The organism is Aeromonas sp. R6-2 (assembly GCF_040908155.1).
Lineage (GTDB): Bacteria > Pseudomonadota > Gammaproteobacteria > Enterobacterales > Aeromonadaceae > Aeromonas > Aeromonas schubertii.
The window spans coordinates 130,605-147,206 of the sequence record NZ_JBFODE010000029.1; the positions used below are offsets into that span (position 1 = coordinate 130,605).

General features: G+C 56.8%; 14 protein-coding genes. 2 read left to right on the forward strand and 12 right to left on the reverse strand.

The genetic code is table 11. From position 1 onward, the window contains the following. Nucleotides 1-4 precede the first annotated feature (4 nt). From asnB to AB5Y48_RS05395, 12 genes are all read right to left on the reverse strand, one after another. On the reverse strand, nucleotides 5-1,813 hold the full coding sequence (asnB, locus tag AB5Y48_RS05340) for an asparagine synthase (glutamine-hydrolyzing) (protein WP_368163943.1): 1,809 nt from the start codon (nucleotides 1,811-1,813) through the stop codon (nucleotides 5-7). A 60-nt stretch (nucleotides 1,814-1,873) separates the two neighbouring features. Next, nucleotides 1,874-3,037 (reverse strand): hypothetical protein, encoded by a 1,164-nt coding sequence (locus tag AB5Y48_RS05345; RefSeq protein WP_368163944.1) that lies wholly within the window; start codon nucleotides 3,035-3,037, stop codon nucleotides 1,874-1,876. Between the two features lie 14 nt (nucleotides 3,038-3,051). Beyond that, nucleotides 3,052-4,674, reverse strand: coding sequence for a glycosyltransferase (locus tag AB5Y48_RS05350; RefSeq protein ID WP_368163945.1), 1,623 nt, complete (start codon nucleotides 4,672-4,674; stop codon nucleotides 3,052-3,054). A 19-nt stretch (nucleotides 4,675-4,693) separates the two neighbouring features. After that, nucleotides 4,694-7,036: an HAD-IA family hydrolase gene (locus tag AB5Y48_RS05355; RefSeq protein ID WP_368163946.1), complete on the reverse strand. Its 2,343-nt coding sequence runs from the start codon at nucleotides 7,034-7,036 to the stop codon at nucleotides 4,694-4,696. Nucleotides 7,037-7,163: 127 nt separating this feature from the next. After that, nucleotides 7,164-8,345 carry a UDP-galactopyranose mutase gene (gene glf / locus AB5Y48_RS05360; protein ID WP_368163947.1) on the reverse strand — a complete coding sequence of 394 codons (1,182 nt, stop codon included), beginning with the start codon at nucleotides 8,343-8,345 and terminating at the stop codon, nucleotides 7,164-7,166. Beyond that, nucleotides 8,342-9,313 (reverse strand): glycosyltransferase family 2 protein, encoded by a 972-nt coding sequence (locus tag AB5Y48_RS05365; protein WP_368163948.1) that lies wholly within the window; start codon nucleotides 9,311-9,313, stop codon nucleotides 8,342-8,344. Before AB5Y48_RS05365 ends, glf begins: the two co-directional genes overlap by 4 nt. Nucleotides 9,314-9,495: 182 nt before the next feature. Then, nucleotides 9,496-10,617 (reverse strand): acyl-CoA reductase, encoded by a 1,122-nt coding sequence (locus AB5Y48_RS05370; protein WP_368163984.1) that lies wholly within the window; start codon nucleotides 10,615-10,617, stop codon nucleotides 9,496-9,498. Between the two features lie 56 nt (nucleotides 10,618-10,673). Continuing rightward, entirely contained in the window at nucleotides 10,674-11,729 is a 1,056-nt protein-coding gene (locus AB5Y48_RS05375; protein ID WP_005353174.1) for an acyl-protein synthase, read from the reverse strand. Beyond that, the gene (locus AB5Y48_RS05380) at nucleotides 11,726-13,069 is read right to left on the reverse strand and encodes an AMP-binding protein (protein WP_368163949.1); all 1,344 of its coding nucleotides are present in this window, start codon (nucleotides 13,067-13,069) and stop codon (nucleotides 11,726-11,728) included. The genes AB5Y48_RS05375 and AB5Y48_RS05380 overlap by 4 nt, the downstream gene beginning before the upstream one ends. Further along, nucleotides 13,069-13,812: an SDR family NAD(P)-dependent oxidoreductase gene (locus AB5Y48_RS05385; RefSeq protein ID WP_368163985.1), complete on the reverse strand. Its 744-nt coding sequence runs from the start codon at nucleotides 13,810-13,812 to the stop codon at nucleotides 13,069-13,071. The genes AB5Y48_RS05380 and AB5Y48_RS05385 overlap by 1 nt, the downstream gene beginning before the upstream one ends. Beyond that, entirely contained in the window at nucleotides 13,809-14,036 is a 228-nt protein-coding gene (locus AB5Y48_RS05390; RefSeq protein WP_197273638.1) for an acyl carrier protein, read from the reverse strand. The genes AB5Y48_RS05385 and AB5Y48_RS05390 overlap by 4 nt, the downstream gene beginning before the upstream one ends. Next, nucleotides 14,036-14,560: a GNAT family N-acetyltransferase gene (locus AB5Y48_RS05395; protein ID WP_368163950.1), complete on the reverse strand. Its 525-nt coding sequence runs from the start codon at nucleotides 14,558-14,560 to the stop codon at nucleotides 14,036-14,038. The genes AB5Y48_RS05390 and AB5Y48_RS05395 overlap by 1 nt, the downstream gene beginning before the upstream one ends. 122 nt (nucleotides 14,561-14,682) lie before the next feature. On the opposite strand from AB5Y48_RS05395, the gene pseF reads away from it, so the two are divergent. Both pseF and pseG read left to right on the forward strand, forming a co-directional pair. Continuing rightward, nucleotides 14,683-15,363, forward strand: a complete 681-nt coding sequence (gene pseF / locus AB5Y48_RS05400) for a pseudaminic acid cytidylyltransferase (protein ID WP_368163951.1) — start codon at nucleotides 14,683-14,685, stop codon at nucleotides 15,361-15,363. Next, nucleotides 15,363-16,595, forward strand: coding sequence for a UDP-2,4-diacetamido-2,4,6-trideoxy-beta-L-altropyranose hydrolase (gene pseG / locus AB5Y48_RS05405; protein ID WP_368163952.1), 1,233 nt, complete (start codon nucleotides 15,363-15,365; stop codon nucleotides 16,593-16,595). Before pseF ends, pseG begins: the two co-directional genes overlap by 1 nt. The last annotated feature ends 7 nt before the right edge of the window (nucleotides 16,596-16,602 follow it).

Genomic DNA, 16,602 nt, shown 5'->3' on the forward strand with positions numbered 1-16,602 from the left:
GACTTCACAAACTGAACTCATGGGACTGCAACCAGGTCTCAAGCACCAATAAACCCCAAACATGATAGAAGGTCATACCGTCAAACTGGTTATCCAGCAACATCCGCAACCGGTCGGGAGCGATAAACTGATGCAGACAGAGCTGGCCTGAAGAGGCCTGCTGACGCAGTTGCGTAATCGCACTCAGTTTGGCTTGTTGATTGAACGGATCTATGCTGAAACCCTTTTTCGGCCTGTCGATCCAGTCCGCCGGCAAGTAGCGTTTGGCCAACTGGCGCAACAGGAACTTACCCTGTCCTTGTGCAATCAGCTCTGACTGTGCCAAACCTGCGGCAAACTGAGCCACGTCTGTCGACAGATAAGGGGTTCGACACTCAAGGCTGTGCAGCATGCTCATTCGATCTACCTTGGCCAATACCAACGGTAGATAATTGGCAATATCGGCCTCACGAAGGCGGTTAAGATACGGGCGGCTATCCATATCGATACGCCTGCGCTGCGCCATCAAGTGATCACCAGTACCGGACGGAATGCGACCGAACAACTGTTCCAACTGGCGATCGGCATACAGCAAGATGCGACCAGAGTAGTACTCCCGCCCAAGATGCCAGCTACGCGCCTGCATCTGTTGCTCTCTGTCCTCGGCAGCGGCCAGTGTCTGCAGGTAACGCCCATAACCGCCAAACATCTCATCCCCCCCGTCCCCCGTGATCGCGACAGTGACCTGCTGACGAGCAAGTTGCGAGACCATATAGGTCGGTACACAGGAAGTATCGGCATTGGGCTCATCCATGCGCCGCGCCAGATCACCAACCTGTTCAACAAAAGCCTCGGGACGCAGCAGTTGCTCCGTGTGTTCGGTTCCGAGAAAGTCGGCAAAAGCCCGAGCCTCCTCATGTTCGCTCTCCGGCGCCTGTGCAAAACCGATGGAAAAGGTGCGGATCGGTCGTTGCAGACGACGGGTTATCAGGGCCACCGCCGTCGAGGAGTCGACACCACCGGAGAGAAAAGCCCCTACCGGCACATCGGCGACCAGACGGCGCGATAATGAACGCAGCAACAGCTCCTCAAGCTGGTCAACCTGCTCCTCCAGCGGGCGTGACGGCATATGGTCACCGGCACAGATGAAGTGGAAGTAACGCTCTGCCTGTGAGACCGCCCCTGCCACGGCACGCATCAAATGCCCCGGCAGCAACTTTCTGGCGTGTTGATACAGGGTGCGCTCTCCGACGGGATGCTGGAAAGCCAGATAATGGGCGACCGTATCAACCGTAATTCGGGCAGGGAATCCTGGCACCAGGGTCAAAGCCGCCAGTTCGGAGGCAAACACCAACAAACCGTCAAACTCGGCATAATAGAGTGGTTTCTCACCAAATGGATCGCGGGCCAGCAGCAACTCTCTGCGCTCACGATCATAGTAGGCAAGTGCAAACATCCCCTCGAGCCGGGTCAGAAAGTCAGCCCCTTCCCGCACCAGGCCATTGACCAATACCTCGGTATCAGAATGGCCGGTAAATGATATGCCGGCCTCTTTAAGACGCCCTCCCAACTCAAGATGGTTGTAGATCTCCCCATTAAATACGATACAGGCCCGCTGCTGCGTATCATGCATGGGTTGATGCCCGGAAGGCGATATATCCAAAATACTCAATCGACAATGCGCCATAACACAGCGTCCGTCATCCGACTCCCATAATCCCCTGTCGTCGGGCCCTCTATAGGTCATCGCCTCAACCATTCTATTAACCTGCTGTTTCAACCACGCAGGATCATGTTGACCATAAACACTCATTATTCCGGCTATACCGCACATTTTATAACTCCCAAAAGGTAAGCCAACACATGATGTCACGCATGAGACATCATAGAATAGTCAACTATCATGCGATGGTTTTTCCAGAACGAATAGTACACCAGCAACTTCCAAATCCTCCCACTCCAGTGATGTATACTCATCTGCGAAATCGGCAGAGACCTCCTGAATATACTTCCTATCATTCTTCATATATATATCTTCAGCAACAATCCTGAAGCCACATTGTAAAAATATCTGTCGATAATCACTATAACGCAGCTGATTACCATGTAAAAAGTGGCCTGCATAACCATAATGGTCACGCCACTCTGATTTTCCTATTGTCAGGAAATCAAGTGGTCGTGAAAAATCCCGGTGGTCTCGGAGGTCAATCCAGTGAAAAGCAAAACCACCTGACGCTAATAGTTCAAATGTCTTGACTACGAATAAATTAACATCTACAACATGCTCCATTACGGCACATGAGTAGCATATATCATATTTTTCATCATCATTGAAATCTTCAAGCTTTATATCAGGAAAGTAATTTAATCTAGTGCCATCATTATCATGAAGATGGAATGATTCAACATCATTATTAAATACAAGACCATCAATTACCTTACATGGAACATTGAAAAGCCCCATCAAATATTTAATCATTGAAACATGATCATTGAGAGGATATTTCCCGCTTAGTCCCGGGAATGGCTCAATCGCGGTCCACTCGCCCCCCCAGCGTAATAGACTATATATTTCCACCCCAAGGGAATGACCAGAACCTATATGTAAAAATCGATTTGCCGGCCTTGAAATATATTGTTTACGACATTTCTCGAAATTATTGCCGAGTGATATATGATAAAACACACTACCGCTAGTGTTTTCACTGCCTATTATCTCACCCACGAGATCACGTCCAATTATCCCTTTCGCTTCCTGCTTCTCTCGATCTCTCGTTTCACTTTCCTCATCATAAGGAAATGGTAAATATAAGTCATCCAACCCTAGTTGGACGAGTTGATCACAGATATCTGAGACATGTCTCCGCAGACAAGAGATAATAATAAAGTCTGGCTTGTATAGATGAATTTCATCAGGAGAGATAATAGGGAACTCACCCTTAAACTGACCATGTAAACTTTCGTTATTATCAGCAATAGCCAATATTGAAAATCGTTTAGGAAGTCTTTTTATAAAAGAATCACAAACTTCGCCGCCACCAAACAAGATGACATCCATATTCTGTCTCCGATTTATTTTTTATTAGTCAGTGCCAGCGTTTTTTCAGCAAGTATACGTGGTGAATAATGCTCACTCATCTTTTTCACTAAACCAACTGATGTTGTCTCTTCATTCCCCGTCAACAATAATACTACCTTTTCAACCATCAAATCCCATTTCCCATAGGGAATCAAGTCACAAGAAAACTCTGTCAGTACAGTTTCTCTATTTCCTGGAATATCTGTCGCCACAACAGGACAACCAAGTGCCTGGGCTTCCAGAATAACATTAGACATTCCCTCATGACTGGAGGTTGAAATGAGCAGACTGGCACAACTCAGCCATTCAAAAACATTATCTTTCACACCCACGACATGAATGTTATCGCGGCACGGCTGCTGCGCAATGCAAGCAAGGACCTCTGAGCGTAATGGTCCATCACCGATTAAAATTGCATGGGTTTGAGGAAGTTTCGCAATGACAGAAGCGACAACCTCTATAAAGCGACATGGAGACTTTTCTGGAGATAGTCGCATGATCCCCATTAATATTGGGGCCGATAAATGAATATCTAGCTGATGTAGAGGCTCTTGTCCTTCAACTCGCTGAGCCATGACCGCATTTTTCACTACGGGGATACTCGATTCAGGCAAATTTAGCCAACGAGCATACGACTGCGCCCCGGCCATGGAGTTAACACTCAAAACGATCCCTGGCAACTCGGTCATCAGACGATAGTAGGCAGCCAACCTCGACTCATCATAAACGGCCAGATATTCAGGAAACTCTGAGGGGGCAACACTCCTTCCAGAGATAATGATCTGCTCTACTCCCGCGAAAATTGCGGCCATAGAAGCAATGATATTACCGTCTTCTAGATAGGAGATAACCACTTTGGGCTGAACACGTTGCATATAGTCATAGGCAGTGAGAATGCCGTGAAGCAGACCGGGCTCAAAGAAGGGTGCCAATTGATTAGCCAACGGGTAGCTATTTTTCTCCTGCTGCAAGTTCGGCCAAAACTCGCGGGCAGAAGGCACGAAGTAGAGCTCTACACCATGAGTACGCAAAAGCGCCTCCCAGTGATTAACCTCCAACCCCTTATTCTTCACCGAGATCAAATGCACTTCCCATCCCAGCTGCCGCAATCCGATGGCCAACAATACCATCTGCCGTTCAGCTCCACCTTTGACCAAGGAGTGAATATACAACACGACACGCTGCACCACCTGAGGCAACCGATATGTTCGACGCTCGCGGATCAACTGCTCAAGCTTTTGTTGTAACATAGCCGATGGCTGGCAGGTCGCCTCAACGTAGGGAGTAATATAGGGGTAATCGCCATAATGACCTAGTTGCTCGATAATCTGCCCACCGAATTGCTGTAAATCTGAAAAGATGACAATCACAATCTCTTCTACGGGGTAATTATCAAGAATATCTGGCCCTACTATCGGAATTTTAAATATGACCTGACCAACTTGAGGACCGTTAAGACCATCGATGATGGCGATGAATGGATAAGGGGACTGGAGCACATGATAATAAAGGTTTCCCGCTACCCCCCACGCAATCGCTTTGCGTTTGCCGGACAGCAGTTCCTGATGCAGTAACGCATCAAAAGGCAAGGCATGTTTCATCGAAAGATCCAGCATGTGTCGGTTTCCTTGGAATTCAATTCAATGACAATATGGTCACATCTTTACGGGATATAGCCGAAAAAATGTCTCGTTTTATTTCCTCCACAAAGGAGGCGGACGCGATAATCAGTACAGAACCAGACTGAATTGAGCACTCTGATAATGATATCACGTCATATCCCATCACTTGGTAGTGTCCAAAGTTTGCCTTTTTATCGATCACGCTACAAATATGGATGTTGTTTTTAACCAGCTCCGGTGCCAGACACTCAAAAAATTCTCCCGCCCCATACACTATGACTTCGGTGGCATGTTGACTTTGCATCAATTCCAGAAGCCTATCGACCGCTTGGGCGTGCTTGTAACGCGCATCGCGTAAGCCGACAAAATCCATCATTAAATCAGGATCCAGCAGACTCAGAGAACCTTGTGGCCAAGCCAACCAGCGCTCACCATAAGACATGTTTTTACTGAACTTGCGATAGAAACCCTCGCACCCTTCTGAATTAATCCGCTCCAGTCCTGAAGAATTAATTACCTTGTAACTACGCTCCGAACCAAAGTTGTCTTCATGAACCATATTTCCAAGATAGTGCACCTCGCTCGATACCGGGCACTCGACCAGACGCTCCATCATGCGTAAAAAAGAGATGCGTTCACTCAAATCGGATTCGGCGATGCCCAGCGACTGGTCCCATAACTGATAGGCATTAACTCCTGCCTCAAAACTCAGGATATTTTGCTGATGCTGGGCACTGTAGCGAACCTCTGCCTGTCGCGGCACAACTTTCCCTTCCGAGGTACGCCGATACCCCAGTGTGCTCCCTTCCAAACCAACAAGAACAATTTCAAAAATCTCTGGTGAACGGGCAATCTTCTTGATCCCCTTTATGGTATCGTTACGCACCGGAATAAAGGCACTGATCGGCGTGATAACGGAGTTTTTGCTGCCTCTATGGTTACAGTAGAGCAACAGACTGGTCATTGGCTGTTGCAACATGGCCTTGCTAATTTGAAAGGGAATCGTCCCACCGCCACCCAAGTCAACTAGCAGATAGGGCTCATTCCCGGTCAGTCCCCCAAAATATTCTCGCATGGCAAGCTTGTTTTTATGAATATTTCTCTTGATCTGATCGATATTTATCTCAAATACATCGGCCATCAGCTGCAAACCGTCTTGACCATCGATAGCTATTTGATCCAGGAACGCCAGCGGCGTGTCGAGAAAAGATGTCAATCTGACATCCTGAATCCCAAATTCATTGAAAAAGTCACGAACTGTGTAATTACGACGCATCAAAGTCTGGGAGACCGCGTCTTCCAGCTGGCTATCATCTATCGCCGGTAAATAAGTCGCCTTGCGTGAGGCATAACAGGTCTGACAACATACATCCGAGTACTGCTGCGATTGAAAATCGATCTGGCGGTTGATACAGGCAGCAAAGATCCCACCCTCTCGCATAAGCGACAAAATATTTTTTACCTTCAGTCGTTTTGCCGACTGCAGAACCCACTTGGAAAATGCCGTCAGGATGGGCCCAAGGATAAAGGCTCCATATGCGTAGAAAAATTGCTCCTCTTCGGAAAGTTGTTGGGGCATTGAGAGGACAGCCAGCTTCCTGGCATGCTGCATGTTAGATGGCAGATTTACCCGATAGAGTTTCTCGTTTTCCAATATCTCAGACAGATGGTCTGGTAGATCAAAATGCAAAGAAGCCAAACCAAGTCGTTGTGCCGACTGCACATCGGCCTTCGGGTTATCACCAATATGCAAGACTTGCTCTGGTTTCAGCTCCATCTGAGTAACTACATGGCTAAAGAGAGCGCCACTCTGCTTGGTCAACCCAACACTGGATGAAACAAATAAATAATTATAAGTAATTTTAGGGCATTTTACTGCAATACAGTCGCGCAAAAAAACTTCCGGCAAATACATATCAGAAATAAAAACAATCAGTTTGTTTTTAAGTTGTGCACGTATCAAAACCTCTTGAATAATCGGGTCTGGATAAAGAATTTCTCGTTCTACTTTCAGCTCTTCAACTTTAAGCGCCGCCTTAATTTCATCACTAAAAGGCAACTGTTCAAAAATATCGTCAAAACAAATTTCTTCACCTGAAATAAGTTTGCGAGCACGAGCTTCAGCCTCGCTACGGCAAAATCTATAATCTTCTGCCTCTATTGGCAGTTCAAGACCTCTATTTAGCAATCGTCTCGCAGACTCCTCAAAAACCCACGAGGGTTCATCACATGCACGACGCAATAATGTATCAAAAATATCCAGTGAAACATGTGTTATATTATCATTGCAAAGGTAATTATCAAGAACAGTTATAAACTGGCTATTTTCTAGTAAATCCCGCAATTCGGGAGACATCACCTTATAATGACTCATATATACCTTTACATGCATGAAAATAAAATAAATTAAATAAAATTCACGCTCAAAAACTAGAATGCTTATGCGGAATGAAAATACCCATCTCTGCAATAGATTATATTTATCACTTATTTAAAAAAGAAAAAAAGGCATCGAAAACCAATCGAGAGAAGTTGTTCAGCGCGTTATCCACTGCATCATCCATATCGAAATAGCGGTACTCGGCAAGGCGGCCCAAAGCAATCAGTTGCGGGAGCTGTGTCAATTCATCGCGGCAAGCCTGATAGTTCTGTTTGGCCTCATCGGTAAACAGCGGGTAGTAGGGCTCGATACCCTGTTCCGGCTGATAGTCACAGGGATATTCGTAAACGATGCTGGTGCCGGGATGCACCTGCCCGCTGAAATGCTTGAACTCGGTGATCCGCGTGAAGGCTTCTTCATTCGGATAGTTGACGGTGGTGACAGGTTGAAATTGTTCCTGCGCCAGATGGCGATGCTCAAAACGCAGTGAGCGATATGGCAGATAATACCCCTCTGCCGGCAGCAGATGATCCAGCATTCCGGTATAGATCAAGGGGCCGTCAAATGGCTCACCATCCAGCAGCACCTGCTTCTGCTGCCAATCCAGCCTGACGTGCTGTGCCATGGGAGTAGACAGCCGCACATCAATCAAGGGGTGCGCAAGTATGCGCTCAAACATGGCGGTATAGCCTGCGGCCGGCACAGCCTGCCAGGGGTCGGTGAAGTAGCGATCATCCCGACTGACCACCACGGGTACTCGCGCCGTCACCTCGGGGGATATCTGCTCGGGTGGTACTCCCCACTGTTTGCTGGTGTAGTTGACGAACGCCTTCTGATAGATGAAATCCGCCAGTTCACCCAGCAGGGGGTCCTGCTCCTTGCGCAGTTCGAGAATCGGTACTCTGGCGTCATCCCCGAACCGGGTGCGCAGGGCCTCAATCATGGCGCCGGCCTTGTCGACGGGGAAACAGCGCTCGATGCTGGTCAGGTTGAACGGGATAGGCACCAACTGCCCGTCGATACATGACAGCACGCGATGCTCGTAAGGCAACCACTCGGTAAACTGCGACAGGTAATCCCACACCTCTTTGCTGTCGGTATGGAAGAGGTGCGGCCCATAGCGATGGATCAGCACGCCATGCTCGTCGTACTCATCGAAGCAGTTGCCACCGATATGGTCACGTTGCTCCAGCACCAGCACCTTCCAGCCAAGCTGGCTGGCCATGCGTTCAGCCATAACGGCGCCAGACAGCCCGGCGCCAATGACGATTGCCTGATAACTCACGCCGCTTCTCCAAACAGTTGTTGTACGACCCGGGCGGGATGGGTTCGCTGCGCCCACGCCAGTTGATGGCGCTCGTCGAAGAACCAACCAGGGGCCAGCTCCTCAACCTCTGCCGCCGACTGCTCGATGAGCTGAGTAAAACGGGCAACGTCATCCTGCCGCAAAAAGTAGAGCGCGGCAGAGTAGTAGTGATGGGCACGCCCCTGAGCAATGACCACGGGATCAGCGCCGAATGCAGCGGCATTGTCACAGGCGCGCAACAGGTCGCGCAGCGACTGCTCACGCCGCTCTGCCGATTTGCGGGTCTGCCCGCCGAAGCTCTGGGTATGGAAGCGATAACGCCCCAACAACTCGGGGATGAAATCCAGGGTGCCCGGATTAAGGGAAAGATTCAGGATATGCCAGGGATAATCGAGAATGATCTTGCACCCTTCATCAATGGCATCGGCCATGCCGTTATAGCGGCGGAACATGATGGAGCTGGCATTGACGAAGACCCCGAAGCGGATCAACGCCTCTCGCGTCATCACGGGTTCGAGGTAACGGGCATTGTAGTAATCGCGAGTGAAGAGCTTGATGCGCGCATCGGTCTCATCATCAAACATCTCCGACTCGTGATAGCAGAGGGTGCAATCGGGATGAGCATCCAAATAGTCAGCCTGGCGTTGTAGTTTGCCAGGTAGCGCCAGATCATCCCCATCAACATAGGCGATGTACTCTCCCCTCGCCTCGGCCAGCAGCCGCTTCTGAGTCTTGGCCAGCCCCTGATTGCCTGGATTGGGCAAGACCCGCAACCGCGGCCACTGGGCCGCCAGACGCTGCATGATGGACCAAGAGCCGTCGCTTGAACCATCATCGATGGCGATCACTTCGAAATCAAAATGGGTCTCCTGCGTGAGTAGGCTTAGCAGGCACGGCTCGATGAAGCGCTCGAGGTTATAAACCGGCACCAGTACACTGACTTTCATAGACATTTCCGCTGGAAAAACAGACAGAAAGGAGAGGGATGAGTGAATTTTGGCAAGGCTACCGCACGGTCCCTGTCAACCCCTCTCCCCTTTATAGGATGTTTTAAGGCAAGAGGCGTGCCAGTCCAATGTAATTCTTTGATCTGGCGGCTGTTGTGTGATGGGCACCCAATATTGAATATCTAACGAACCATGCGACTGCAAGCCATGGGCAGCTCGATACCATCCCAGAACCAATCAAACGCCAAGGCCTGCCCCGGCGCCACCACCCGGTCGATGCGCCCTCGGGCAGCCGTCAGGCGCTCGCGCGCCGTCGACAGGGATTCACCTAAGTAGACGCAGGTCTGCATCGACCAGGGCTGCGTCTGCACCGCTTCCCAGCTATCGGCCACCCACTCGGCAACTGTACCTCCTCCGATGTGTTGCAACGCTGAGGGCGTCGGCTGCGTCAAGACGGTGACGCCCGCCAACCTGGTGAGCGCATCGGTGCCACCGCCGGCGACATTCATCTGACACTGCACCAGTCGCTCCATGACAAGCCGAGGAGCGCCGGCGAAGGGGGCAAACGTCTCCTCAAGCAGACGCTGGCGCACCGCAGGCGGAGGACTCCCCAACCACACCAGGGTGGTGGGTGAGGCGCAGGCGAGCTGGTTAAAACGGGTGCAATCGAGGCGTAGCCCCTGCAGGGCGCGCTGCCAGCCGTGCTCGTCCAGCCCGGACAGCCAGCGGCTATCGATGAGTGCCAGCGAACGGCGATCCGGAAACACCACTTCCTGGGCGTGGGGCGCGAGGGGAATGGCGCGCACGGCACGGATGGTCTCATCGCCCCCCCAGATGATGCGAAGGGCGCAGCGCGCGCTCAGCCACCCGGTGATGGTCTCATCATGGCCGTAGCGGATAAAGCGGGTACGCTGGGCGATCGGTTGCCAACCGGGATCGGCAAACAGCTCGGCAAGGATCTGGAGCATGGCTTCTTGCTCGGGATCCTGCCGTGAAGAGAGACGCACCACGCTGGCGTTGCCCGCGAGCAGCGCCATCAGCCAGGAATAGAACGCCACGGTCGGCACGTTGGAAGGCACCAGGTGAAACACCACCCCGAGCGGGGCGCGGCCAGCCATGCGAGCGGCCTGTGGGGCCTGATTGCGTTGCCGTAGCCAGAAGCCAAAGGCCGCCAGATCGGGCCAATCGCGCCCGACCTGTTGTAGACGCGCCGAGAGCGCGGCCAGAAACGAGATAATGACGGGCGCGGCGCAAGGGAGTGGCGCAGGCTCGAACGCCGCCCAACTGCTCTCTGGCAGTGCCATGGTGACCTCGGGGGCCAGGGTCCAGTCGTCCCCCATCGCCGCGCCGGCCAGGCCATCTATGAGAAGGTGTCGCTGCATCCCCGTACCTCGGCGCCACGCTGGCGCCCCAAAACCTCGAAATAGTGCCCCTTGCGACCGCATGGACAGTCATCGCGGCCCAGCAGCCGCCCCATGTCCTCGGTCAACAGGGAGTGCCCCGGGTAGCTCTGCGGGATCGCTGAAAGCACCTGCAGCAGCCCCGCCTGCCCCATCGGGAGCGGCGCGTGGGTCAGAGGATCGCGCACCAGCAGATCGGCAAACACAGGGGCGTGCAGGTGGCCCGCCTCACACTCGACAAACACCGAACCCACCTGCTCGACCATGCCGTAGAAGTTGTGCACCCGTGACAGCCCCAGCCGCTCGCGGCAGCGCCCCTTGAAGGCGGCGTTGTCCACCGCCAGGTGGGTCAGCTTCTTCCAGCCTCCGCTGTGAAACAGCACACCCTGCTCAAGGGGCAGTGTGAGTCCCCGCTCACGCAGCGGCTCAAGCAGGCACTGCCACACCATGAAGGTAAAACCAAACAGCAACACCGGCTGGCCGGCATATTTTTCACAAAACCCCTCGATAGCCGACCAGTTGGGTCGCATCTGCTCATCGAGGGCATAGGTGTGATCGCGCCCGAGAAACGATAGCCCCAGGGCACCGGCGCCACGGGCCGAGAAGCCCGCGCGGCTCTGAATGAGGGCCGGCTGCTCCACCAGCAGCATGGGCAGGCGCTGCTTGCCGACAAACTCTTGCAGGATCTTCACCAGCACCTTGCTCTGCAAGGCGGCGGTTTCCCGATCCAGCACGATCTGCGAGGGGGCCCCCGTGGTGCCCGAGGAGGTGAGCACCTTGAACACCTCCTGGTCCGGCACGCTCTGCCAGCGCGCCAGTTTAAAGAGGCGCGCCGCCAGATAGGGCAGACTCTCGTCATCGCCGGCCTCCCCCCAGCCATAGGCTGAGAGGATGTTGTCGTAAGGGGCGCAGGCCGCCCTGTGCCGGGCAGTGAGGGCATTGAGGCGCCCAAGCAACAGGGCCGCTTTGTCGGCCTGGGGCAGTCCGAAGACGGGAGCGCTCAGCAACTCGTTCATGGGTGCTCCAGCAGGGCCTGCAGGGCCGGGTAGTCAATCTTGAGGTTGCTGCGCCGCGGCAGGGCTGCGACCGCCTGCACCCGCACGCTGGCCGGTGTCACCTTGAGCCAGTGAGCGAGCGCCAACTGCAGGGCATCGACATCGCCCTCCCCCTCCAGGGCCACCAGCAGCCGATCGTCGCGGCCCGTGGCCGCCCCCTGCACCCCCTGGGTGTGCAGCCAGGCCTCAACTTCGGCCAGGCTCACCCGCTTGCCATAGAGCTTCAAGAAGCGGCTCAAGCGACCGGTGAGGTAAAAACGCCCCGCCTCGTCGCAGCGGGCCAGATCGCCGGTGGCAAGCTGCCAGGTCTCGCGCCCGCGCGCCAGATCCGTCGCCTCGCTGGCATAACCCAGCATGACGCTCGGTCCCTCGACGATAAGCTCCCCTTCCCCGTCCGGCAGGCCTGGCTCGGGGCGCAAGAAGAGATGTCCCCCCGCAATGGCGCGGCCGATGGCACCGGGGGCCTCCAGCACCTCCTCGTGGCCAAGCCAGGCGATGCGCGGCCCCGCCTCGGTCTGGCCATACATGACGAAGAAGCGCCGCCCAAGGCTTACCGCCTCACGGGCGAAGCGCTCGGCCAGGGCCGGCTCGAGCCGGCCCCCCGCCTGGGTCAGGGTAGTGAGGCTGGGGTGACGCGACCAGTCGAAGCGAAGGCGCGAGAGCATCTGGTAGGTGAAGGGCACCCCGGCCACGCTGGTGACCTGGAGGGCATCGACCCGCTCCCAGAAGCCGCGCTCAAGCGGGCTTGCCTCGCACTGCACCAGGGAGGCGCCGGCGAGCAGGTGGCTGTTGAGCACCGACATGCCAAACGAATAGAAGAGCGGCAGGCTGGTGATGGCCCGCTCGCCCCCGTCGATGGCGAGGTAGGCACAGATGGCCTCGGCGTTGGCCTCGAGGCTCACCCGTGACAGTCGCACCCACTTGCTCCCCCCGGTGCTGCCCGAGGTGGGCAGCAGCACCGCCAGCTCGGGGTGGAGGGTCGGCGCGGCGCCCAGGCGCCGGCACTCCCCCTCCTCGGTCACCAGCACGCTCACGCCAAAGCGCTGGCACAAGGGCGCGGCCTCCTGGGACGGATCGGCCAACATGATGGCGTGGCCATCGCGCAGGGCGAGCAGGTAGTGCAGCAGGTGGCGGGTTGAAGTGACAAAGGGCAGATAGACCAGCTGACGCCCGGTCGGGTAGCTGGTAGCCAGGGCGGCCACCCGCTCGGCCAGATCGCCGTAGCTGAGCCAGCCGAGCGCCGGATCCCACCAGGCGGGAGCCGGGTTGCCGGGGTAGAGGTGGGTGAGCAGGGCAGCCATCAGATCACCATGCCCCCGTCCACCCCGATCACCTGGCCGGTCACGTAACTGGCCAGATCGGAGGCGAGGAACAGGGCGACCCCGGCCACCTCGTCGGGGGTGCCGATACGCCCCATGGGGATGCTGGCGAGCCGCTCGGCGAACTTCTCGGGAGGGAGCGAGCGCGCCATGTCGGTATCGATAAAGCCGGGGGCAATGGCATTGACCCGCACGCCGCTGCCAGCCAACTCCTTGGCCAGAGAGTGCGTGATGCCGATCACCGCCGCCTTGCTGGCGCTGTAGGCACTCATGCCGGCGGCGCCGCGCGCCCCCATGATGGAGGCGAGATTGATGATGCTCCCCTTACCGCAGCGGGCCATCAGCCTGGCTGCGTACTGGCAGCAATAGAAAGCGCCGAAGGTGTTCACCTCGAACACCCGGTGCAGCATGGCGTCGTTGGTCATGCCGACCAGCCCCTCCTCCAGCACCCCGGCATTGTTGACCAGGATATCGAGTCGCCCCGCCTCTTTCAGGATCTGCCCGAAGGCGGCCTTGACCGCCGCCGGGTCCGCCACATCGAAACAGGCGGGGCGAGCCAGGGATGAAGCCCCCAACTCGGCAAGTGTCTCGCCGAGGCGCGCGTCATCCCGGCCGTTGAGGTACACGGTGGCCCCGGCTGCCAGCAACTGGCGCGCAATGGCCAGTCCCATACCGCGGCATGCGCCGGTGACCAGGGCAACACGTCCCTCGAGGCGCAACATCAGAGGGCCACACCGTATTTGGCGAGGATCGCACGTGCCTTGGCGACCGAGCTCATATCAATGATGTCATCGGTGTCGAGCAGGATGCCGTAGGCATCTTCCAACTGGGCGATGAGGCCCATATGGGCGACCGAGTCCCACTGGGGAATGGTGCTGTAAGTCAGTGCATCGGTGACCTGGTCGGCGTCAATACCGAGGGCGGTGGCGAACACCTGTTCAAGGGACATCATCGGAAAAACCTCCTCAGTAAGGCGTTGGCACTGTGATAATCGTCGGGAGACAGCGCCAGGGTAACAAATTCATCGTTCCGGGCCACGACACGGTAGCCGAGGCGCTCATTGAGACGCAGCGCCGCCTCGTTGCCGATGCGCACCCGGGTGTGGATGCTGGCCACCCGCAGGGTGTCGAAGGCGGCGTCCAGCTGCGCCAGGGCGGCAGCCACCGCCAGCATGGGATGGCGCACCTCGCTGTGACCGAGGTAGAGGCCGGCATCGACCCCCTCCTGCCCCTGCCAGGGCTGCCCCTCACACCCCTTGAGATTGACATACCCGGCACGCAGCCCACGGCACCAGACCACCCGGTGCCATTCGAACGGAGCCTGCTGGATGCGCTCGAACCAGGTACGTTGCTGGGCGGGCAGGATCCGCCGGGTGTCCTGCATCTGCAGGCGCACCCCGTCGCTGTTGCGCCAGGCGCGCAAGGCGCGCAGATCGGGCGGCGTCACCGCTCGCAGTTCAATGCCATACTGCATGGCTGTGCCTCTCTCGCTGTTATCGGCCCCGGCCAACAGAAGTGAACACGGGCGATTACAAAATCGGATAGAAAGATATAATCTCAAAAAAATTAGACAGTTGTAACCAGTTTGGGGGCTCAATGGCCATCGCCATCATTCCCGCCCGTGGCGGCAGCAAGCGGATACCGCGCAAGAACATCCGGCCCTTCTGTGGCAAGCCCATGCTGGCCTACGCCATCGAAGCGGCCCGTCAGAGCGGCTGCTTCACCCACATAGTGGTCTCAACCGATGACGACGAGATCGCCGCGTGCGCCCGTACCCTCGGGGCCGAGGTGCCGTTCTTGCGCCCACCGGCGCTGGCCGACGATCACACTGGCACCACCCCCGTCGTCATCGACACCATCGCGCGGCTGCAGGCGCTCGGTATCACCAGCGATCACTACTGCTGCATCTACGCCACCGTCCCCCTGATCGAAGCGGCCGACCTGAGCGCGGCCTATCAGAAGCTGACGGAAGGGGATGTCCCCTTCGTCTACTCGGTGGCGGAATTTGCCTTTCCCATCCAGCGCGCCGTGCGCATGGACGAGCGTGGCCACGTCACCCCCTTCTGGCCCGAGATGATGGCCAAACGCTCCCAGGATCTGGAGAAAGCCTATCAAGATGCGGGCCAGTTCTACTGGGCCACGCGGGAGGCCTGGCTCCATGGTCACACCCACAGCGCCGGGCACCCGCTGCCCCGTTGGCGGGTGGTCGACATCGACACCGAAGAGGACTGGCACCTGGCCGAGCTCCTCTACCGCGCCCTGCACGGGGCCCCTTGATGCGCGTCGCCTTTCGCCTCGACGCCAACCCGGCCATCGGCCTTGGCCACCTGATGCGCTGCCTCGCCCTGGCCGACGCCCTGAGCCGGGCCGGGGCCGAGTGCCACTTCCTGTGCCACGAGTTGTCCGAGGCGCTTACCCCTCGCCTGGCACCATACCGGTTGCACTCGCTGGGGGACGCAGGCGATCTGGCACCGCTGGCCACACTTCGCCCCGACTGGTTGGTGGTGGATCACTATGGGCTGGACGCCGATTGGGAGCGCCGCGCCGCGCCCCTGTGTGGCCGGCTGATGGTCATCGACGATCTCGCCGATCGCCCCCATCAGGCCGACGTGCTGCTCGATCAGGGGCCACTGCGCCAGGAGGCCGACTACGCCCCCTGGCTCAGCCCCGGCTGCCGGCTCCTGCTCGGCACCCGCTTCGCCCCGCTGCGCCCGGCCTTTCGTGCCCTGGCCAGGCAGGGGGGGGGCCCCTGGCGGCGAGGCCTCATCTGCTTTGGCGGCGCCGATCCGGCGGGGGCCTGTCTCAGCACCTTGCAGAGCCTGGCCCTCACCCCCTGGATGACGCGCCTGAGCTGGACCCTGGTGGCCGGCGGCGCCAACCCCCATTGGGCCGAGATAGCCGCCTGGTGCCAGGCCCATCCCGACATCACCCTGCTGCGCGAGTCGCACCGGATGGCGGCACTGATGGCAGAGCACGATCTTGCCATCGGCGCCGCCGGCGGTATGACCTGGGAGCGCGCCTGCCTCGGGTTGCCGACCCTGGCGGTGCCCATCGTCGACAACCAGGTGTTCAACGACGAGGTGATTGCCCACTACCGCCTTGCCGAGCGGCTCACCCTGTCTGCACTGCACGAGCCGCATCTGCTCGACGAGGCGTTGACCCGCCTGCACGCCGATGCCGAGGGTTACCGGCAACGGGCCCAGGCTCTGGTCGACGGCCTCGGGCTGGCACGCCTTTGCGCCATCATGCTGCAACCGGCAGACCACGGCCTGCACCCGGTGGGGGGGCACTGGGCGTGGCGCAAGCCCGATCAGCCCCCTGTGCCCCTGACCCTGATCGGCAACCGCCTTCGCTGCGATGCCCCCGAGCGGCTCGACGCCGCCCAGTGGCGCGAGCTGGCACACGCCTTGCTCGCCTTTTTACCCGACCCAGAGCTGACGCTTGAGACGCCGCCCCCCTGCCCTGCGCCCGCCCCCTGGCGAGCCGACTGGCATCTGGGTCAAGCCTGACACGAGG